We start from the raw sequence: 19,216 nt of genomic DNA, 5'->3' as shown, positions 1-19,216 counted from the left end.
TCCTTAGTGGCTCGGCCCGAGGAAGGCCAGCCAGCGGCGCTCCGCCAGACGAAACAGACCGACCAGGGCAAAGGTCACGGTCAGGTAGATCAGTGCGGCGATACCGAATGATTGAAAGGTCATGTAGGTGGCCGAGTTGGCGTCCCGGGCAACCTTGAGAATGTCCGGCACCGTTGCGGTAAAGGCCACGGTGGTCGAGTGCAGCATCAGGATCACTTCATTGCTGTAGTACGGCAATGAGCGGCGCAGGGCCGACGGCATGATCACATACGCATACAGCTTCCAACCGCTCAGGCCATAGGCCTTGGCCGCCTCGACCTCACCGTGGGCCATGCTGCGGATCGACCCGGCGAAAATCTCGGTGGTGTAGGCGCAGGTATTGAGGGCAAACGCCAGGATGGTGCAGTTCATCGCGTCGCGAAAGAACGCATCCAGCACCGGCTGCGCGCGTACGGCGGCAATGCTGTAGATCCCGGTGTAGCAGATCAGCAGTTGGATATAGAGCGGCGTGCCACGAAACAGGTAGGTGTAGAACTGCACTGGCCAGCGAATATAGCGTTTGCGCGACACGCGGGCGATGGACAGCGGGATCGACACCAGAAAACCAAACACCAGCGAGGCGCTGAGCAGCCACATGGTCATCGCCAGCCCGGTGATGTGCTGGCCGTCGCTATAAAGGAAGGGGCGCCAGTATTGCTGCAGAAGTTCGATCATCGCACGGCCTCCCTGGACCCAGCGGAGTAGCGACGTTCAAGCCGACGCAGGACGAAGTTAGAGGCGCTGGTGATCAGCAAGTAGATAAATGCCGCGATTACCAGGAAGTAGAACAGTTGATAGGTACTCTTGCCCGCATCCTGGGCAGCCTTGACCAGGTCAGCGAGACCGATGATCGACACCAGCGCGGTGGCCTTGAGCATCACCATCCAGTTGTTACCGATGCCCGGCAGGGCAAAGCGCATCATCTGTGGGAAAGTTACAAAGCGAAACCGCTGCCCGCGAGTCAGCCCATAGGCGGTCGCGGCTTCGAGCTGACCACGGGGCACCGCGAGGATGGCGCCGCGAAAGGTCTCGGTGAAGTAGGCACCGTAGATGAAGCCCAGGGTGATAACCCCGGCGCTGAATGGGTCGATCTCGATGTAGTCCCATTCCATGAAGTCGGTAAAACCGGTCAGCCAGATTTGCAGGCTGTAGAAAATCAGCAACATCAGCACCAGGTCGGGCACGCCGCGAATCAAGGTGGTGTAGAGCTGGGCGGGGATGCGGATCAGGCTGACGCTGGACAGTTTTGCGCTGGCGCCGATCAGGCCCAGTAGAACGCTGACGGCCAGGGAGGCGACCGACAGTTTCACGGTCATCCACGTACCTTGCAGCAACAGCGGGCCGAACCCCTTCAAACTGAAGGCACTCAGCCCCAGGGTTTGCAAAAGATCTTCAAACATGAATTCAGGACCTATGGCGATAAAAAAGCGCCCACCTGAAAAAGGTGGGCGCCAGGGTGTTATTTACCGCTGTACAGGTTCAGATCGCCGAAGTGTTTCTTCTGGATGGTGGCGTAGGTGCCATCATCGTGTAACGCTTTGATACCTTTATCGAGCAGGGCCTTGAGGTCTTTGTTACCTTTTTTGATACCGACCGCCGTTTTGGATGGCAACAGTGGGTCATCGATGGCCTTGCTGACTTCGTAGCCAGCGCCCGCTGGCGACTTCAAAAAGCCCAGTTCGGCTTGCAGCATGTCCTGCACCGAAGCGTCGAGACGACCGGAAGTCAGGTCGGCGTACACTTGGTCCTGGTTGGCATAAGCCTTGGTGGTGACACCGGCTTTATCCAATACGGCCTTGGCGTAGGCTTCCTGGATGGTGCCTTGCTCGTAACCCACGGATTTGCCCTTGAGCGACTCAGGCGTGGAGTAGTTCGCGCCTTTCTTGAACACCAGCGAAGTCGGGCCGGAGAACAGCTCGCTGGAGAAGTCGATCGCCTTTTCACGGGCTTCGGTCACGGTCATCGAGGAAATCACGCCGTCGAACTTGTTGGCGTTGAGGCCTGGAATCATGCCGTCAAAGTCACTTTCGACCCACTTGCACTTGACCTTCAGCTCGGCGCAGATCGCATTGCCCAGGTCGATATCGAAGCCTACCAGGCTGCCGTCGGCGGCCTTGGATTCGAACGGCGCGTAGGAAGGATCGACACCAAAACGCAATTCCTTGTATTCCTTGGCTGTAGCAACACCAGCAGCCATGCACAGAGCCAGTGCAGAAAGGGTCAGCAATGCTTTTTTCATTATGTAATCCCTGGAAACCAAGATAAGCGCTTGTGGCGCGTTTATGACTGTTACTGAACGGTGTCAGACGGATCACAGGTAGCAATTTCTGCACCATAGTTCCGAATGTCGTTCCGAATGATTGTTTTAAAAGGAAGGACGAGGGAGTTCTGAGTGTAGGAGATGCCCGAAAATGGGCATGAATTTTTCAGCGCACCATTTAGAGGCGCATGCGGATAAAAACCGGCGAGCTGGCCTGCTCCCACAATCATTGAGGGGATTGCAGAAGAAGCGTCAGGCCAGTAAGTCCTGCAGCGCTCCCAGATTGTCGGCCTCGTCCACCGCCTTATCCTGGCGCCAGCGCAGCATCCTCGGAAACCGCACCGCAATCCCGCTCTTGTGCCGCTTGGACAGGGCGATCCCCTCGAACCCCAGTTCAAACACCATGCTCGGCGTCACACTGCTGACCGGGCCGAATTTTTCCAGCGTGGTTTTACGCACGATGGCATCGACCTTGCGCATTTCTTCGTCAGTCAGGCCCGAATACGCCTTGGCGAACGGCACCAGCGTGCGTTCAGTTCCCGGCGGGCCGTCCCACACCGCGAAGGTGTAGTCGCTATACAGGCTGGCACGGCGGCCATGGCCGCGCTGGGCGTAAATCAACACGGCGTCGACGCTGAACGGGTCGACTTTCCATTTCCACCACACGCCCATGTCCTTGGTACGGCCTACGCCGTAGAGACCCTCACGCGCCTTGAGCATCATGCCCTCCACGCCGAGGCGGCGAGAGTCCTCACGTTGTTGGGCGAGGTCCGCCCAGCTGTCACCGGTCAGCAGCGGTGATGGCAACAGTATCGGTTGGTTGCACTGCGCAATCACCTGCTCAAGCTGGGCGCGGCGCTCGGCCTGGGTGTGGTTGCGCCAGTCTTCGCCCTGGTATTCCAGCAGGTCGTAGGCCAAAACGGCGACCGGCGCGTCCTCAAGGACTTTTTTGCTTAAGGTTTTGCGGCCGATGCGCTGTTGCAGGCGTGCGAAAGGCTGCACTGCGTCCTTCCACACCACGATTTCGCCGTCGATTACCGTGCCATCCGGCAGCCCACTCACCAGGCTGTGCAGTTCAGGAAATCGTTCGGTGACCAGCTCTTCCCCCCGAGACCAGACCCATAGGCGACCTTCACGCTTGACCAGTTGCGCGCGGATGCCGTCCCATTTCCATTCCACCTGCCAGTCGGCGGGGGAGCCGAGCAGGGCGTCGAATTGCTCCACTGGTTGGGCCAACCCGTGGGCGAGGAAAAATGGATAAGGTTGGCCGCCGCGTTGCGCATGTTCGTCGGACGATTCGGCGGCGATCAGCTTGAGGTAGCCTTCGGCTGTCGGACGGTTGGACAGGTCGGTGTAGCCCACCAAGCGCTGGGCCACGCGTTTGCTGTCGAGGTCGGCCATGGCGGCAAGGGCGCGGGTGACCAGCAATTTAGACACACCCACGCGAAAACTGCCGGTGATCAATTTGATGCACACCATCAGGCTCGGTTGATCCAGTTGCGCCCATAACGCCGGCAGGCGTTCGGCCAGTTCCAGCGGCGGCAGACCGCGCAGGGGCAGGAGCTTTTCTTCCAGCCATACCGCCAGACCGTCTTCCGAGGTGTAGGTCGATTCCGGTAACAGCAGGGAAATGGTCTCCGCCAAGTCGCCGACGGACTGGTAACTTTCCTCGAATAACCAGGGTTCAATGCCCGACGCTTCGGTGGCCATGTCCCGCAGCAAGCGTGTGGGCACCAGTTGACGCGGCCGCCCGCCGGACAGGAAGTACACGGCCCACGCGGCATCCTGTGGCGGTGCTTGGCGAAAGTAGGTTTGCAGCGCGGCAAGCTTGGCGTTGCTGGACGTGGTGGCGTCGAGGTTGGCGTACAACTCGGCGAATGCTTTCATGCCGTGGCCTCTTCTTCATCATCACCGTATTCGGTGGTGAAGCCCTGGGCGTCCAGGCCTTTTTCGCGCAGGTGGCGCACCAATACGCCTACGGAGCCGTGGGTGACCATCACCCGCTCGGCGCCGGTTTGCTCGATGGCCCACAACAGGCCGGGCCAATCGGCGTGGTCGGACAGCACAAAGCCGCGGTCCACACCGCGCCGTCGCCGAGTGCCGCGCAGGCGCATCCAGCCGCTGGCGAACGCGTCGCTGTAGTCGCCGAAGCGACGTATCCAGCTGCTGCCTCCGGCGGAGGGTGGCGCAATGATCAAGGCTTGGCGCAGCAGCGGGTCGGTTTTGTTAACGTCGCCAGCATAAAGGGTTTCGGGGATATAGACCCCGGCCTCGCGGTACACGCGGTTCAAGGGTTCGACCGCACCGTGGCTGAGGATCGGGCCGATGCTGGCATCGATGCCGTGCAGGATGCGCTGGGCTTTGCCGAAGGAATAACAGAACAGCACGCTGGCCTTGCCGGCGGCGATATTGGCCTGCCACCAATCATTGATCCCGGCGAAGATCTGCGCCTGGGGCTGCCAGCGATAGATCGGCAGGCCAAACGTGGATTCGGTGATAAAGGTGTGGCAACGCACCGGCTCGAAAGGCGCGCACGTGCCATCGGGTTCTACCTTGTAGTCACCGGATGCGACCCAGACTTCGCCCTGGTATTCCAGGCGCACCTGGGCTGAGCCGAGCACATGCCCGGCGGGGTGAAAGCTCAACGTGACGCCGTGGTGCAGGAGTTTTTCACCGTAGGCGAGGGTCTGCAGGTTGATGTCCTGACCCAACCGCGAGCGCAGGATGCCTTCGCCGGGCGCGGCCGCCAGATAGTGCTGGTTGCCCGTGCGGGCGTGGTCGCCGTGGGCGTGGGTGATGACCGAGCGCTCGACGGGGCGCCAAGGGTCGATGTAAAAATCACCGGCGGGGCAGTAGAGGCCTTCGGGCCGGGCGATGACAAGGTCCATGGGCGTGCCGCGGGCAATGGGCTTATCAGGTATGAGGGGACGGTGGGGCGAGAAGTTCTATCGGAATGCGTAAGGTCAATGTGGGAGCGGGCTCGCTCGCGAAAGCGCGGGTTCAGCCCATTCTTGAGTGACTGATCGAGCGCATTCGCGAGCAAGCCCGCTCCCACCGGTTTGATTCGGTTTCTTCAGTCAAAAACCGGGTTACTTGCCGGGCGTCAGGGTCAACCGGGTCTTCCCATATACCTTGTCAAAATTCTGCGGCTGCATCGGGAAGCTCAGGTATTGCGCCTTGAGCGCCGGGTCGATGCCGTTCGCATAGTTCGGGCTGGCCGGGTTGCCGGACTGGCCGATGCCGCCCTGGCCCATCATCGGTTCGGCCTGGCCAAAGTCGACGATCATGCGCAGCGCCGGCACTTGGGTCGTCGCGAAGTCCTGGCCCCAGCGATACGGCGCCGGGTTCAAGGTGTTGTGGTCGCCGCCACTGGCGAATGGGCCACGAATCACTTGGCCGCTGGTGTTTTTCCAGGTGGTGCTGTGCAACTTGCCCCACTGCCAGGCTTTGCGATCACTGCCCAGCTGGCTGTCGCCGGCGCTGATTGCGGCGGCGAGGCTGCGGGCCAGGATCGCCGGCTTGTCTTCTTTTTGCGCGGTGCGCACGTCATCCCAAAACGGGCTGTCTTCGCGGCCCAGCAGGTGGTCGGCGTTGGCGGAGTAGGACACGTTGGCGTTGCTGATAAAGGCTTTCCAGCTGGCGCTGTTTTCCGGGCCGAGTTCGTCGAGGAAGATCTGTTTGGTGCTTTCCTGCAGGAACAGCTCGTAGATCGCTGCGTCCGCGGAAGTCGGCGCCAGGCGGCCATCAAAAGCCATCAGGCGAGTCAGCGCCTCGCGCGCCTTGGCCGCTTCGGCTGCCGGCAATGCCTCGATTGCCTGTTTCAGCGGCTGGGCCATGCCCGGCGCCTGGAACATGCTCTTGAGTTTGGCGGCGAACGTGGTGGTCTGGTCGTACTGCATGGCGATCATGCTGCGCGCGTCATGCTTGCCGGCGTTGGCCAGTTGCGCCAGACGCTCGCTGCGTTCCGGTGCATCCCAGGAGTTGGACAGCTGCATGCCATAGCCGCGTGGCGCGGTGCGTTGGTTGGCGGTGCCGATCCAGCCTTGGGCCGGGTCTTGATCGTAGGGGTGCAGCATCGCGTCGGCGTAACCATCCCAGTCGAAACGCGCGTCCCAGCCCGGCGAGGGCAGCAGGCCTTCGCCTTCGCGGCGGTTGGGGAAGCGGCCGGTGACTTGCCAGCCAATGCTGCTGGCGTCGGCGAAAATCATGTTCAGGGCGATGGCACGGATTTCCCGGGTCGCATCCGAGGCCTTGCCGGCGCTTTGTGCGCGGGACAGGTCGAAGAATGCATCCAGGCTCTTGTCGTCTTTGAAATCGGCGGTTTGCAGGGCCAGGCCGAAACCGCTGGTCAGGGCCTGGCTGCTGTTGAGCAGGGCGCCGTGGCGGGTTTCGTACACCACTTCGCGAATCGGCCGCTGGCCCTTGGCGAAGTAGGTTTCGTTACGTACGGCGGCCGGCAGCCATTTGCCGTTGTTCTCGTAGTACAACGCGCTGCCCTGGCGCTTGACCTTCTCCAGGAACAGGTCCTGGGTATCGCCTTTGACGGCGCTCATGCTCCACGCCACTTTGCCGTTGAAGCCCGACAGCAGGGTCGGCAGGCCGGCAATTGAGGCGCCGACCGCCTGGTATTTCGGCGCGCGAATCTGCACGTAGTTCCAAGGCGACGGTGCTTGTGGCTGGGCCGCGAGGTCGTTGGCCAGCAAACTTTTGCCGCTGCGGCTGCGTTGCGGGCCGATGGCCCAGTTGCTTGACGTGGTAACGGCCAGCGCATTCACGCTGCTCAACTGCTGACCGACGCTTTCCAGCCCGGCCAGGCCGGTGATCTGGCTGAGGTTGACGCCTTTGAGCTTGTCGGTTTCGGCCTGCGGGATCGGCTCGTCCGGCGCGCTTGGGGTAAGCCAGGCGAGTTTGTCGACGCCGACCTTTTGCGCGAGCACCAACGACGACAGCTCTTCCTGCAGGTTGCTCGACTCGCTGAAATTCAGCAGGCAGAACAGCAGTGCCGAATCTTCCGGTTTCCAGTACTCCGGCTTGTAGCCCGTCTGGGCCAAGTCCGGCGGCAGCTTGTCGCGGTAGCGGAACAGGTAGGCGTTGACGCCACGGGCATACACTTCAAAGAAGCGCTTGAGGCGCGGTGAGGAGGCGTTATACAGCTCGCCGGCGCTTTTTTTCAGGTTAACGGCCCGCATGAAACGGTCGACGTCCAGCATGTCCGCGCCGGACATTTCCGCCAGCCGGCCCTGAGCCAGCAGGCGCAAGGTGACCATCTGCGTGATGCGATCGCTGGCGTGCACATAACCAAGGCTGAACAGCGCGTCATGGAAGGTGTTGCTTTCGATCAGCGGCATGCCCTGGGCGTTGCGGCGCACCGAAACATTCTGTGCCAGGCCTTTGATCGGCTGCACACCGGCGACGGGAGGCAGGGTGTCCTGGGTGCTCTGGATCTGGCAACCGGCCAGGCTTAATGCACTGGCTACTGCCGCGGCAACGCCGAACCGGGGAAGAAAATGTGAGAGGGCTGGCGAGGCCATGGCAAAGCTCCTGCGGGGGGTAGCGTCATTAAAGGCGCTACGTTAGTGAGCGCGGCGAAACGACGCAAGCAGGAGTTTGGGTCTTGCGCAAATCATAGGTGGGAGCGGGGTTGCTCGCGAACGCGGTGTGTCAGTCAATCAAGGTCTGACTGAACCACCCCGTTCGCGAGCAAGCCCGCTCCCACAGTTTCACCGAGCAAGACTTTGAATCAGGATTTGGGCGGATTCACCTTCTGTACCAGTTCATACGCCCGAACCGTCGCCGGCCGCTCTTTGATGCTGTTGAACCAGCGATGAACGTGGGGGAAATCCTCCAGACGCTGGCTCTGCCATTTGTGGGAAACAATCCACGGGTAAATCGCCATGTCAGCAATGCTGTACGCCTCGCCCGCCACGAACGGACGATCCGCCAGGCGCCGGTCCAGCACGCCATACAGGCGCGCGGTTTCATCTACGTAGCGTTTAATCGCGTAGGGGATTTTCTCTGGTGCGAACTGGCTGAAGTGATGGTTCTGCCCGGCCATCGGCCCAAGCCCACCCATTTGCCAGAACAGCCATTGCAACGCTTCCTGGCGACCGCGCAGGTCTTTGGGAATGAACTGGCCGGTTTTTTCCGCGAGGTACAGCAGGATTGCGCCTGATTCAAACAGCGAAATCGGCGCGCCGCCGTCGCTCGGGTGCTGATCGACGATGGCCGGAATACGGTTGTTGGGAGCGATCTTCAAGAAGTCCGGCTTGAACTGGTCGCCCTGGCCGATATTGATCGGGTGCACCTTGTAGGGCAGACCGGCTTCTTCCAGAAACAGCGATACTTTGTGACCGTTGGGGGTAGTCCAGTAATACAGGTCGATCATGAAGCTCTCCAAATGAGCGAATGCCTGTAGGTATAGGTGATGTTTGGGGCGCGAAAATTCAATGAAACATTTAGCGCTACCGTTAGAAGCGTTTTACACCGCGCACACCTTTGGGCGGGCGCATCACGGGCGCTTGAATGTGAGTCATCGCGAGGGCGGGGGGATGGCAGGGGCTGTTGCTGTTTCAGAGAAACCCTGAACTGAAATCACGTGCAAATGTGGGCGCAGGCACGCCAGCCCCCACATTGACTGCACTCAGGGCATCAGGCCCCGTGGCACTTCTTGAATTTCTTCGCGCTGCCGCATGGGCAAGGGTCGTTGCGACCAACGTCTTTCAGGGTGTTGCGCACCGGCTCCTGGTGAGCGTGGCCGCAGTTCGGGCCGTGGACATGGCCGTGGTCGTGATCATGGTGATCGTGATCGTGGTTGCAGTCAGGACCATGGACATGGGGTTGCTGAGTCATCGATGTCGCTCCGGAATAAAATCGCCGGGGATTATCTCGCCATTGTGGGCGACCTGCACGTCATTACCGATGAATAATCCGGTTTTCAGCTCGCCTTCCAGACGATAGGGGACGGGCTTGGTGGGGTTTTTCAACATCTGCACCACATCGCGAATCTTTGGCCAGAGGTTGGTACGCACCGACACCCGGAAAAACCCATGGCTTCGCGGCGGTATGGTGAGCCATTCGTTGGACTCGCCTTCGGTCAGCACGAAACTGCCCAGGGTGACTTTGTAGATCAACCCGCGCACCGTGAGGTCCGCGTCGTCACGGTTGTCCACGCGAAAGTACAGCTTGAACTTTTGTTCCAGCAACTTGGCCCGTACCACTTCAACTTTCACCAGCGAGACGTGAGGCGCGGGCGTGTCGTCTTCGAACCATGAAGCACACCCGGTCAGACTCAGGGTCAACGCCAGCATCAAGCTGTACATCCGGAGCATGGCGTTATCCTTGAGTTGATTAGAGGTAGCCGGAACAGCACTTCTTGAATTTCTGCCCGCTGCCACACAAACATACATCATTGCGCCCAACCTTCACTTCAACCGTCGGGTCAATGAAGTACCAGCGCCCATCATTCTGTACGAAAGAAGATTGCTCACGGTGGCTGTGTTCTCCGCTACCGTCGTGCCAGCGTGCGGTAAAGGTCACAAAGGCATGTTCGGGCTGGCCGCCGAACACCTCCGAGCTTTCCACTTCAAGGCCCAGCCAAGTGCTCTGGGCACTCCAGGCGCCGATGGCAGCGCGGTCCAGGCCGGCTTGCTGCGCCGGCACGGTGGTGGCCACCAGATAGTCCACCAGGCCCAGCACATAGGCGCTGTAGCGTGAGCGCATCAGCGCGGTGGCGCAGGGCGCGGGGTGGCCGGCGTGATAATGGCCGCAGCAGGCATCCAGCAGGTTGCCACTGCCGCAGGGGCATATGGATGTACTCATGGTTACCACCAATACTTTCCGAAGTTTTCCGGGTTGGCCCAGAAGCGGGCGTTGAGCCAGTCCGGCACTTGTTTATAGTCAAGCAGATCATAGGTGAACAGCGTCAGGACCTGATCGTCACGCTGGAAGCGCTCGCCGGCTTGCAACGCCAGGGAGAAGAAGTCGGTGTCTTTCCAGCCGCAGGCGCTCAGGTCCACCAACACCGCAATGCGGCTGCTGTTGAGGTTGCGAATGCCGCCGAGCAGGGTCAGGCCCTGCGGTTTTGACAGATGCTCCAGGCAATCGACCACCAATGCCAGGTCAAAACGCTGCGCCGCCAGTTCTGCCGGCAACGGCCCGGGCGGGGCGATCGACACTTGGGTCTGCGGATGCTCGGCCTGAAAGGCCTCCAGCGCCGGAAACTGGCTGGCACCCAACAGCAACAGGCGTTTGGGTTGGTGTAAATCGAGCAAAGCGGCCAGGGCTTGCTGGGGTGTACGGGAAGAAATGCCAGCGGTCATCAGAGATCCTCACATCATGACCCTAGAGACTAGCGCGGCTGAGCGTGCGGGCCTAGAGCGGGCGGCGGCGAAAAGTCCGCCAAGAGCAGCGATCCTCAATGAAACCGGGGGTGTGGCGTACTGGCGCAGATGAAAAGAGCGGTCTTTACTCCACCCATCGGCCCCCGCCGATACCCTCAGGAGAAAGCACATGAGCATCATGCGGACAGCTCTACCCTTGGTTCTGCTAACCGGAGTATTGACAGGTTGCGCAGGTTTGCAAAAAACCGATTGGCCCACCTGTGCAGCCGTCGGTGGTGTGACCGGTGCCGCGATTGGCGCCACAAAAAGTTCGGCGTACGCCGGCTATGGCGCGTTGCTGGTCGGCGGCATGGCCGGTGCCTATTGCTGGGTACATGGTGATGGCGACGAAGATGGCGATGGTGTGCCGGACAGCCGCGACAAGTGCCCAGGCACGCCGAAAGGGGTGCAGGTCGACGCCAACGGTTGCCCACCCGCGCCTGTGCAGGCAGCGGTGGTTGAGGAAGTTGTCGTGGTCAAGGAAGAGACCATCGTGATTCGTGATGTCCACTTCCAGTTCGACTCGGCCAAGTTGACGGCGGCGGATAAAACCAAACTCGACGTGATAGCCACTCGCCTGAAAAAAGAAGCCCCAAGCGCGCAACTGCGGGTCAGTGGGCATACCGACAGCGTCGGTAAAGACGCCTATAACCAAAGGCTCTCGGAAAAACGCGCCCATTCGGTCACCGACTACTTGATCAGTTCCGGTGTACCGCGCAGTAACTTTGTGTCGGTGACCGGCGCGGGCGAAAGCCACCCGGTAGCAGACAACAAAACCGCTGAAGGGCGTGCATTGAACCGCCGCGTGGAAATCCAAATCAACCGCTGACCACCCTTGCCCCTGTGCGAGCCACAGGGGCATTGCCGGCGATCCCCCTCAAGTTTTTTCATCCTTCACTGGCAAATCGCCTGCAGAAGTCGGTACTGTGCGCCCAAAGAATAATAGGCAGGGGCATGCGGGATGAAAGTGTTTTGGGGGCTGGGAAAATGTCTGACGTTGCTGTTCTGGGGCGTGGTGCTGGTCAATCTGTTCCGGCCGCTGACTAATCCGTTTCACCTGTTGGTCAGCCTGGCCGGCAGTCTGCTGTTCCTTACCCACTTGTTGGAACTGCTGTTGTTCAACAGCAGCGTGAAGCACCGTGCCCACCCCTGGCGTGACCGCTTGCAGATTCTGCTGGTGGGGATGTTCCATGTGCGGGGCCTGTCGGCGCCTGCAGAGTTTAATGAAACGAACAAGGAGGCCAGTCATGCGTAAGGTTTTTCTGTTGGCCCTGTTGGTCAGCCCCATCGCCCTGGCCCAAAGTGTCAGTGTTGAAACCAACTCGTTGATGCGTCTGCCCAGCAGCACCAGCGTTTTGCAGCTCGAACGCCTGGATGTGGCGGACTACGGCACATTGTTGGTCCCGGCGACGATCACTCAGGTCAGCGTGGATGAGTTGCACCTGGGCCGCGAAGCGCGTATCGCGATCGCCCCCGGCAATACTGCGCTGCAATTGCAGGTGCGCAATGCGCAACTTGAGCATGGCAGCCAGATCACCTCGCGCGGTGCCCCGGGCACCCATGAACGGCCAGCCAAGGCCGGGCGGGATCTGGTCCTGCGTATCAATGCCCTGACCGCCGAACAATTGTCGGTGGATGCTCGAGGTGGCGCCGGCGCCCAAGGGTATGCCGGCCTGGATGGTGCCAACGGCGTGGACCCCGGTTGCACCTGGGGTTCGGCGGGGCGTGGCGCCAATGGCGATAACGGTGGCGATGGTCTGCCAGGCGCGGCGGGCGCGCAGGTGCGCGTCGAGTTGCCACAGAGCTTCCCGGCTGAACAGATCAAGGTCTGGGTCGATGGCGGAGCGGGTGGCCTGGCCGGAACAGCGGGCAAGCCCGGCAAAGGTGGGCAGTCTAAAGGTTGCCTGGTGTATCGCGCCGATGGCGGCGCCAAGGGACGCCCAGGGCTGGAAGGGCAACCGGGGCCGGCTGGGCCGGCAGGGGCTGTGACTATTCAGCGGCTCTGAGTCGACGGGTCTGACGCCATCGCGGGCAAGCCCGGCTCCCACAGGTGATTGCATTTCAATGTGGGAGCCGGGCTTGCCCGCGATGGCGGACTAACGATCGCCTCAGAACATCGGCCGAGCCGAAGCCATCGCCACCACCACCAGCCCCACGATCAAATTAATCCCCACCAGCTTGCGAATCTGCCCCAGCGCAGCCGCACCCGCCGGCCAATCCTCAGCGGCCACCGCTGCGCGCAGTTCCGGGAACTTCAATGCCTGGATGCGGATAAACAGCGCCGTCATCACCAGGTATAACCCCATCATCACCTGCACATAGCGCGGCGCGGTTTCGAAACCGCTGAAACGCAGTTGCAGCAGGCCGATGCCGCTGATCGGCAAAACCAGCACCGCGACCCAGACCCATACGAAGAAACGTTGAAACACATTTGCCCACAGCTTGAGCCGGGCAGGGCCCTCAAGTGCCGCCATGGCGGCGGGGCGCAGGATCATCCAGGCGAAAAACATACCGCCAACCCAGATCAGGGCGGCCAGTACATGCAGGGTGTAAGCGAGGCTAAACGCGGTCATTGTGGTACTCCGTTCTGCGCGGGATTAATTAGCGGGGTATGATAGCGGCCGATCCGAACCACTGAAAATTTATCCAGCGTTTTTTGCGCCCGACAATCCATGATCAGCACTGAACTCAAAACCACGATCCAGGGCGCCTATTCGCGTTTTCTCGAAGCCAAGAGCTTGAAACCGCGCTACGGCCAACGCCTGATGATCGCCGAAGTGGCCAAAGTCCTCGGGGATATCGACACCGACGACGAAGGTCGGCGCAGTGGCGACCCCGCAGTCGTGGCCGTCGAGGCCGGCACCGGTACGGGCAAGACCGTGGCCTACAGCCTGGCCGCGATCCCTACCGCCAAGGCTGCAGGCAAACGCCTGGTGATCGCCACCGCCACTGTCGCGCTGCAAGAGCAGATCGTCTACAAAGACCTGCCCGACCTGATGCGCAACAGCGGCCTGAACTTTACTTTCGCCCTGGCCAAGGGCCGTGGCCGCTACATGTGCCTGTCCAAGCTCGATGTATTGCTGCAGGAAGGCCACGCACAAACCGCCACGGCTTCGCTGTTCGAAGAAGAAGGCTTCAAGATCGAGGTTGATGAAGTCAGCCAGAAGCTGTTCACCAGCATGATCGAGAAGCTCGCCGGCAATAAATGGGACGGCGACCGCGACAGCTGGCCCACCGCCCTGGAAGATGCCGACTGGGCGCGCCTGACCACCGACCACAGCCAGTGCACCAACCGCCATTGCCCCAACTTCGGCCAGTGCGCCTTCTACAAGGCCCGCGAAGGCATGGGCAAGGTCGACGTGATCGTCACCAACCACGACATGGTCCTGGCTGACCTGGCCCTGGGCGGCGGTGCCGTATTGCCGGACCCGCGCGACACCCTTTACGTATTCGACGAAGGCCACCACCTGCCGGATAAAGCCATCGGCCACTTCGCCCACTACACGCGCCTGCGCTCCACCGCCGATTGGCTGGAAACCACCGCCAAGAACCTCACCAAACTGCTGGCTCAACACCCGCTGCCCGGCGACCTGGGCAAGCTGATCGAGCAAGTGCCGGAGCTGGCGCGGGAGATCAAGACCCAGCAGCAATTCATGTTCAGTGCCTGTGAGCAGGTGGCCGATTTCAAGCCCGGTGAAGACGTGGAAGGCCGGGAGCGGCCGCGTCATCGCTTTGTTGGCGGTTTGATCCCCGAGCACATGCGCGAAATGGGCATTGAACTGAAAAAGGGCTTTTCGCGCCTGACCGACCTGTTTACCCGTTTGACTGACCTGCTCAAGGAAGGCATGGACGGCGAGGTCAACATCGGCATCGCCAGCAACCAGGCCGAAGAATGGTACCCGTTGTTCGGCAGCCTGCTGTCGCGTTCCCAAGGCAACTGGGAGCTGTGGACCGCCTTCACCGTTGAAGACCCGGAAGACAACCCGCCGATGGCGCGCTGGCTGACCTTGTCGGAAAGCGGCGCGCTGTTTGATATCGAGGTCAACGCCAGCCCGATCCTCGCCGCCGAAATGCTGCGCCGCAATCTGTGGAACGTGGCCTACGGCTGCCTGGTAACGTCGGCCACGCTGACGGCTTTGGGCACTTTTGATCGTTTCCGCATGCGTGCCGGGTTGCCGAAAAAAGCCGTCACCGCTGTGGTCCCGAGCCCGTTTCATCACGCCGACGCGGGCGTGCTGCGGGTGCCGGACCTCAAGGCCGACCCGCGCGATGCCGCGGCGCACACGGCTGCGATTATCCGCGACCTGCCGGAGTTGGTTGAAGGTTCGCGCGGTACGCTGGTGCTGTTTTCTTCGCGTAAACAGATGCAGGACGTGTTCGACGGCCTCGACCGCGACTGGCGCAAGCAAGTGTTTATCCAGGGCAACCTGTCCAAGCAGGAGACCCTGAACAAGCACAAGGCACGGGTCGATGGTGGGGATTCGAGCGTGCTGTTCGGCCTGGCCAGCTTCGCCGAAGGCGTGGACTTGCCCGGAGCCTACTGCGAACACGTAGTGATCGCCAAAATCCCGTTCTCGGTGCCGGATGATCCGGTCGAGGCGGCCCTGGCCGAATGGATCGAAGCGCGGGGCGGTAACCCGTTCATGGAAATCTCGGTGCCGGATGCCTCCTTGAAACTGGTCCAGGCTTGCGGTCGCTTGCTGCGCACCGAAGAAGACCGCGGCACCATCACCTTGCTCGACCGCCGTTTGGTCACGCAGCGCTACGGCAAAGCTATCCTCAATGCCTTGCCGCCGTTCAGGCGCGAAATTTCCTGAGCCACCGTGGGCGAATTCGCCCACTGCGTGGTCTATCTCACTGCCAACGCTTTATGTCATCAGGCCAGTCACCGGCCGTTTGGGAGAACCTTGTTCGTATGATTCGCACGCTGCCCGCTCTGTTTGCCTTGTTGTTCACCGCGCCCTTGATGGCCGCGCCTGCCGGGCAACAAACGCTGTTCAACTTCGTCCGGCCTGCCGATGTGGTCAAGGTGGCGACCCAGGACGCCAGCCTGCCCCAATACAATGCCGAGCAAACCGCCGAAGGCGAAGTGCTGCGCCGCATCACCTTCAACCCGGCGGCCGAACCGAGCCTGGTGCTCAGCCCGCAGAGCGGCGTGTGGGACTGGTCGCAGTCCGGCGCCATGAGCCTGCGTATCCAGAGCGCCATGGACTGGGCGCTGACCCTGTACGTGAAGGTGCAGAGCACGGATGGTAAAACCCTGGTCAGCCGCATCGACCTGCCGGCCGGCCCGGTGCAGACCCTGTTGATCCCGTTGCAAGCTAACTCGCCGCTGAGCCAGGGCATGAAGGCTGGCCCGCCGATGCCCATCACCGTGGATGGCCAACGTGTGCTGCTGGCCGGCAGCGCCGGTGAGATCGACCGCAGCCAGGTGGCCTCGGTGACATTGTCGATGATCAAGCCCAATGCGGCCCAAAGCATCCTGCTGGAACGCTTCGGTGTACAGGACCTCGAGCCGGTGCTGAAGGCGGCCTACAGCGAAGTGGTCGATGCCTATGGCCAGTCCACGCGCGCGCGTTGGCCGGAAAAAGTCAGCAGCGACGAGCAACTCAAGGCCGCCGCCGCCAAGGAGCAGCAACAGCTCAAAGGTTGGCTGGCCGAGCGCGACAAATCAGCCCTGGACCAATATGGCGGCTGGAACAAAGGCCCAGCGTTTGAAGCGAGCGGGTTTTTCCGCACCGAGAAGCGCGACGGTCGTTGGTACCTGGTGACGCCACAAGGCCATCCCTTCTACTCCCTGGGCGTTAACACCGTAGCCCCGGACAACAATCAGACCTACGTGGCTGGGCGCGAGTGGATGTTTGCCGCATTGCCCAAGGCCGGTGAGCCGTTCGACAAGTATTACGGAAGCGGCGATAACCGTGGCGGCAACGGCGCCGACCAGGGCCGTGGCTTCAATGTCGGGCGTTGGTACGATTTTTACGGCGCCAACTTGCAGCGCGCCTACGGCACTGACGGTTTCGACCAGAAGCGCTGGGTCACCCACACCCTCGACCGTCTGCAAGCCTGGGGTTTCAACACCGTAGGCAACTGGAGCGACGCAGCCTTGGCCACCGCCGACCGCGTGCCGTACACCTTGCCGCTGTCGATTGTCGGTGACTACGCCAGCATCAGCACCGGCACCGATTGGTGGGGCGGCATGCCCGACCCATTCGACCCGCGTTTTGCCATGGCCACCGAGCGCGCCGTGGCGATTGCCGCCCGCGATCACCGCGACGACCCCTGGCTGATCGGCTTTTTCGCCGACAACGAGCTGGCCTGGGCCGGTCCGGGTGACGATCCCAAATCCCGTTACGCGTTGGCCTACGGCACGCTGCGCATGACCACTGACGTACCGGCCAAGCGCGCGTTCCTCAAGCAACTGCGCGACAAATACCGTAACGAAGACGGCCTCTCGAAAGCCTGGGGTATTCACTTGTCCGGCTGGGAGCTGATGGAAGACCCGGGGTTCGAACCGCCGATGCCGAACCCCGAGCACCCGGAAATCGAAGCTGACTTTAAATACTTCCAGCAGACCTTCGCCGATGCCTACTTCAAGACCATCTCCGATTCGCTGAAATGGCACGCACCCAACCAATTGTTGCTGGGTGGCCGGTATGCCGTCAGCACGCCTGAATCGGTGGCGTCCTGCGCCCAGTATTGCGATGTGCTGAGCTTCAATATGTACACCCTCAAGCCTCAGGACGGTTATGACTTCGCTGCCTTGCGCGCGCTGGACAAACCGGTACTGATCACCGAGTTCAACTTTGGCTCGGCAGACCGTGGCCCGTTCTGGGGCGGCGTCACTCAACTGGCCCGGGAAGAAGACCGCGGCGCGGCGTACGGCAACTTCCTCAAACAGGCCATGGCCGAGCCGTCGATCGTCGGTGTGCATTGGTTCCAGTATCTGGACCAGCCGGTGACCGGGCGCCTGCTCGACGGCGAGAACGGCCACTTCGGGCTGGTGGGCATCACCGATGTGCCGTTCCAGGGCTTTGTCGACAGCGTGCGCAAAAGCAACCTGGCAGCGGTGGCGCAACTGGGCAAAGAGGCCGAAAAGGCCACGGCGGCCAGCGCGCTGCGTGAGCATGCAGGCGGTAAGTCGGGGCATGAAGGCAAAGGCCCGGGGCAGGGCGCCGGGCATGCTGGCGGTCACTCTGGAAATGGCCATTGATTCATCGTTGACGGGTTCACAAATCGCACAAGGACTGGAACAATGTCGGCCAATTCTTACGGTGTTTTCCAAGGCGGCTTAGGTGCAGATTCAGGGTCATTACACGCTCCAGTTCGAAGCGGTACGTGAAGCATTCGCCGCATTGTTCGATGACCCGCAGGAGCGTGGTGCCGGGCTGTGTATCCAGATCGGCGGCGAAACAGTCGTCGACCTGTGGGCGGGTACCGCCGACAAGGATGGCGCTGAGGCCTGGCACAGCGACACCATCGTCAACCTGTTTTCCTGCACCAAGACCTTCACCGCTGTGGCGGCCCTGCAATTGGTGGCTGAGGGCAAGTTGCAACTCGACGCCCCTGTCGCCAACTATTGGCCCGAGTTTGCGGCGGCCGGTAAAGACACCATCACCTTGCGCCAGTTGCTTTGCCACCAGGCCGGGCTGCCGGCGATTCGCGAGATGCTGCCCACTGAAGCCCTGTATGACTGGCCGTTGATGGTCGACACCCTTGCGGCCGAGGCCCCTTGGTGGACGCCGGGCCAAGGGCATGGTTACGAAGCCATCACTTACGGCTGGCTGGTCGGCGAGTTGCTGCGCCGCGCCGATGGGCGCGGGCCGGGTGAGTCGATTGTGGCGCGGGTTGCGCGGCCTTTGGGCCTGGACTTTCATGTCGGCCTGGCGGACGAAGAGTTTTATCGTGTGGCACATATTGCGCGCAGCAAAGGCAATATGGGCGATGAAGCCGCGCAACGCTTACTTCAAGTAATGATGCGCGAACCGAACGCCATGACGACACGTGCGTTTGCCAATCCCCCGTCTATTCTGACCAGCACTAATAAACCCGAATGGCGGCGCATGCAGCAGCCAGCGGCAAATGGTCACGGTAATGCGCGCAGCCTGGCAGGCTTTTATAGCGGATTGTTGGACGGTAGTTTGCTCGAAGCCGACATGCTCGAACAATTGACACGTGAACACAGTATTGGGCCGGATAAAACCTTATTGACCCAAACCCGATTCGGTTTGGGCTGCATGTTGGATCAGCCGCAATTGCCTAACGCCACGTTCGGCCTTGGCCCACATGCGTTTGGGCACCCGGGCGCGGGTGGTTCGGTCGGGTTTGCCGACCCTGAACATGATGTAGCGTTTGGTTTCGTGACTAATACACTGGGGCCTTATGTACTTATGGACCCGCGTGCACAGAAGTTGGTCGGAATATTGGCCGGTTGTCTGTAAAGAGCTTGCTGTTTCACGTTTTTTTGTTACAAAGGCAAGTATAAGAAGGCGCTGAACGAAATTTTGTAACTTTAATGTTCTGTAAGCGTCTGTTTAAC

At 61.0% G+C, this 19,216-nt stretch carries 18 protein-coding genes; 6 read left to right on the top strand and 12 right to left on the bottom strand.

The window, feature by feature from the left end:
- Positions 1 to 3 precede the first annotated feature (3 nt).
- The 11 genes from JFT85_RS09415 to JFT85_RS09365 all read right to left on the bottom strand — a co-directional run bounded on the left by JFT85_RS09415 (position 4) and on the right by JFT85_RS09365 (position 10,617).
- Positions 4 to 714, bottom strand: coding sequence for an ABC transporter permease (locus JFT85_RS09415; RefSeq protein ID WP_053254762.1), 711 nt, complete (start codon positions 712 to 714; stop codon positions 4 to 6).
- Positions 711 to 1,439 (bottom strand): ABC transporter permease, encoded by a 729-nt coding sequence (locus tag JFT85_RS09410; protein WP_053254763.1) that lies wholly within the window; start codon positions 1,437 to 1,439, stop codon positions 711 to 713. Before JFT85_RS09410 ends, JFT85_RS09415 begins: the two co-directional genes overlap by 4 nt.
- A 59-nt stretch (positions 1,440 to 1,498) precedes the next feature.
- Complete coding sequence (locus JFT85_RS09405; RefSeq protein WP_053254764.1) at positions 1,499 to 2,278, bottom strand: transporter substrate-binding domain-containing protein; 780 nt, start codon at positions 2,276 to 2,278, stop codon at positions 1,499 to 1,501.
- A gap of 273 nt (positions 2,279 to 2,551) precedes the next feature.
- Positions 2,552 to 4,186, bottom strand: coding sequence for an ATP-dependent DNA ligase (locus JFT85_RS09400; RefSeq protein ID WP_201229748.1), 1,635 nt, complete (start codon positions 4,184 to 4,186; stop codon positions 2,552 to 2,554).
- Complete coding sequence (locus tag JFT85_RS09395; RefSeq protein WP_053254766.1) at positions 4,183 to 5,187, bottom strand: ligase-associated DNA damage response exonuclease; 1,005 nt, start codon at positions 5,185 to 5,187, stop codon at positions 4,183 to 4,185. The genes JFT85_RS09400 and JFT85_RS09395 overlap by 4 nt, the downstream gene beginning before the upstream one ends.
- 201 nt (positions 5,188 to 5,388) lie before the next feature.
- Positions 5,389 to 7,830 (bottom strand): penicillin acylase family protein, encoded by a 2,442-nt coding sequence (locus tag JFT85_RS09390; RefSeq protein ID WP_053254767.1) that lies wholly within the window; start codon positions 7,828 to 7,830, stop codon positions 5,389 to 5,391.
- A gap of 209 nt (positions 7,831 to 8,039) precedes the next feature.
- Positions 8,040 to 8,684, bottom strand: a complete 645-nt coding sequence (locus tag JFT85_RS09385) for a glutathione S-transferase N-terminal domain-containing protein (RefSeq protein ID WP_069552044.1) — start codon at positions 8,682 to 8,684, stop codon at positions 8,040 to 8,042.
- A 263-nt stretch (positions 8,685 to 8,947) separates the two neighbouring features.
- Positions 8,948 to 9,148, bottom strand: coding sequence for an SEC-C metal-binding domain-containing protein (locus JFT85_RS09380; protein WP_053254769.1), 201 nt, complete (start codon positions 9,146 to 9,148; stop codon positions 8,948 to 8,950).
- Positions 9,145 to 9,627: an LEA type 2 family protein gene (locus JFT85_RS09375; RefSeq protein WP_053254770.1), complete on the bottom strand. Its 483-nt coding sequence runs from the start codon at positions 9,625 to 9,627 to the stop codon at positions 9,145 to 9,147. Before JFT85_RS09375 ends, JFT85_RS09380 begins: the two co-directional genes overlap by 4 nt.
- A gap of 19 nt (positions 9,628 to 9,646) precedes the next feature.
- Positions 9,647 to 10,117: a YchJ family protein gene (locus JFT85_RS09370; RefSeq protein WP_053254771.1), complete on the bottom strand. Its 471-nt coding sequence runs from the start codon at positions 10,115 to 10,117 to the stop codon at positions 9,647 to 9,649.
- Positions 10,118 to 10,119: 2 nt separating this feature from the next.
- A complete protein-coding gene (locus JFT85_RS09365; protein ID WP_053254772.1) occupies positions 10,120 to 10,617 on the bottom strand; it encodes a DUF6231 family protein in 498 nt (165 codons plus the stop codon).
- A 190-nt stretch (positions 10,618 to 10,807) separates the two neighbouring features.
- Here JFT85_RS09365 and JFT85_RS09360 point away from each other — a divergent pair, with 190 nt between their 5' ends.
- The 3 genes from JFT85_RS09360 to JFT85_RS09350 all read left to right on the top strand — a co-directional run bounded on the left by JFT85_RS09360 (position 10,808) and on the right by JFT85_RS09350 (position 12,683).
- The gene (locus JFT85_RS09360; RefSeq protein WP_053254773.1) at positions 10,808 to 11,506 is read left to right on the top strand and encodes an OmpA family protein; all 699 of its coding nucleotides are present in this window, start codon (positions 10,808 to 10,810) and stop codon (positions 11,504 to 11,506) included.
- Between the two features lie 132 nt (positions 11,507 to 11,638).
- Positions 11,639 to 11,932 carry a DUF1145 domain-containing protein gene (locus JFT85_RS09355; RefSeq protein WP_053254774.1) on the top strand — a complete coding sequence of 98 codons (294 nt, stop codon included), beginning with the start codon at positions 11,639 to 11,641 and terminating at the stop codon, positions 11,930 to 11,932.
- Positions 11,925 to 12,683 (top strand): hypothetical protein, encoded by a 759-nt coding sequence (locus JFT85_RS09350; RefSeq protein ID WP_053254775.1) that lies wholly within the window; start codon positions 11,925 to 11,927, stop codon positions 12,681 to 12,683. The genes JFT85_RS09355 and JFT85_RS09350 overlap by 8 nt, the downstream gene beginning before the upstream one ends.
- A 102-nt stretch (positions 12,684 to 12,785) precedes the next feature.
- On the opposite strand, the gene JFT85_RS09345 is transcribed toward JFT85_RS09350, so the two are convergent.
- Complete coding sequence (locus JFT85_RS09345; RefSeq protein WP_053254776.1) at positions 12,786 to 13,250, bottom strand: CopD family protein; 465 nt, start codon at positions 13,248 to 13,250, stop codon at positions 12,786 to 12,788.
- 99 nt (positions 13,251 to 13,349) lie between these two features.
- Between JFT85_RS09345 and dinG the strand changes: the two genes are divergently transcribed.
- The 3 genes from dinG to JFT85_RS09330 all read left to right on the top strand — a co-directional run bounded on the left by dinG (position 13,350) and on the right by JFT85_RS09330 (position 19,118).
- Positions 13,350 to 15,494 (top strand): ATP-dependent DNA helicase DinG, encoded by a 2,145-nt coding sequence (gene dinG / locus JFT85_RS09340; protein WP_053254777.1) that lies wholly within the window; start codon positions 13,350 to 13,352, stop codon positions 15,492 to 15,494.
- A 98-nt stretch (positions 15,495 to 15,592) separates the two neighbouring features.
- On the top strand, positions 15,593 to 17,890 hold the full coding sequence (locus tag JFT85_RS09335; protein WP_053254778.1) for a beta-galactosidase: 2,298 nt from the start codon (positions 15,593 to 15,595) through the stop codon (positions 17,888 to 17,890).
- A gap of 82 nt (positions 17,891 to 17,972) precedes the next feature.
- Positions 17,973 to 19,118, top strand: a complete 1,146-nt coding sequence (locus JFT85_RS09330) for a serine hydrolase domain-containing protein (RefSeq protein WP_053254779.1) — start codon at positions 17,973 to 17,975, stop codon at positions 19,116 to 19,118.
- Positions 19,119 to 19,216: the final 98 nt, after the last annotated feature.

The organism is Pseudomonas sp. TH04, from assembly GCF_016651355.1.
Taxonomy (GTDB): domain Bacteria; phylum Pseudomonadota; class Gammaproteobacteria; order Pseudomonadales; family Pseudomonadaceae; genus Aquipseudomonas; species Aquipseudomonas fluorescens.
The sequence above is the reverse complement of the archived record's forward strand: the minus strand, read 5'-3'. Positions and strand labels throughout refer to the sequence as shown.

Excerpts from the sequence above, each read along its gene's own strand:
- JFT85_RS09415 (WP_053254762.1), bottom strand. The coding sequence starts at position 714 with ATGATCGAACTTCTGCAGCAATACTGGCGCCCCTTCCTTTATAGCGAC.
- JFT85_RS09410 (WP_053254763.1), bottom strand. The coding sequence starts at position 1,439 with ATGTTTGAAGATCTTTTGCAAACCCTGGGGCTGAGTGCCTTCAGTTTG.
- JFT85_RS09405 (WP_053254764.1), bottom strand. The coding sequence starts at position 2,278 with ATGAAAAAAGCATTGCTGACCCTTTCTGCACTGGCTCTGTGCATGGCT.
- JFT85_RS09400 (WP_201229748.1), bottom strand. The coding sequence starts at position 4,186 with ATGAAAGCATTCGCCGAGTTGTACGCCAACCTCGACGCCACCACGTCC.
- JFT85_RS09395 (WP_053254766.1), bottom strand. The coding sequence starts at position 5,187 with ATGGACCTTGTCATCGCCCGGCCCGAAGGCCTCTACTGCCCCGCCGGT.
- JFT85_RS09390 (WP_053254767.1), bottom strand. The coding sequence starts at position 7,830 with ATGGCCTCGCCAGCCCTCTCACATTTTCTTCCCCGGTTCGGCGTTGCC.
- JFT85_RS09385 (WP_069552044.1), bottom strand. The coding sequence starts at position 8,684 with ATGATCGACCTGTATTACTGGACTACCCCCAACGGTCACAAAGTATCG.
- JFT85_RS09380 (WP_053254769.1), bottom strand. The coding sequence starts at position 9,148 with ATGACTCAGCAACCCCATGTCCATGGTCCTGACTGCAACCACGATCAC.
- JFT85_RS09375 (WP_053254770.1), bottom strand. The coding sequence starts at position 9,627 with ATGCTCCGGATGTACAGCTTGATGCTGGCGTTGACCCTGAGTCTGACC.
- JFT85_RS09370 (WP_053254771.1), bottom strand. The coding sequence starts at position 10,117 with ATGAGTACATCCATATGCCCCTGCGGCAGTGGCAACCTGCTGGATGCC.
- JFT85_RS09365 (WP_053254772.1), bottom strand. The coding sequence starts at position 10,617 with ATGACCGCTGGCATTTCTTCCCGTACACCCCAGCAAGCCCTGGCCGCT.
- JFT85_RS09360 (WP_053254773.1), top strand. The coding sequence starts at position 10,808 with ATGAGCATCATGCGGACAGCTCTACCCTTGGTTCTGCTAACCGGAGTA.
- JFT85_RS09355 (WP_053254774.1), top strand. The coding sequence starts at position 11,639 with ATGAAAGTGTTTTGGGGGCTGGGAAAATGTCTGACGTTGCTGTTCTGG.
- JFT85_RS09350 (WP_053254775.1), top strand. The coding sequence starts at position 11,925 with ATGCGTAAGGTTTTTCTGTTGGCCCTGTTGGTCAGCCCCATCGCCCTG.
- JFT85_RS09345 (WP_053254776.1), bottom strand. The coding sequence starts at position 13,250 with ATGACCGCGTTTAGCCTCGCTTACACCCTGCATGTACTGGCCGCCCTG.
- dinG (WP_053254777.1), top strand. The coding sequence starts at position 13,350 with ATGATCAGCACTGAACTCAAAACCACGATCCAGGGCGCCTATTCGCGT.
- JFT85_RS09335 (WP_053254778.1), top strand. The coding sequence starts at position 15,593 with ATGATTCGCACGCTGCCCGCTCTGTTTGCCTTGTTGTTCACCGCGCCC.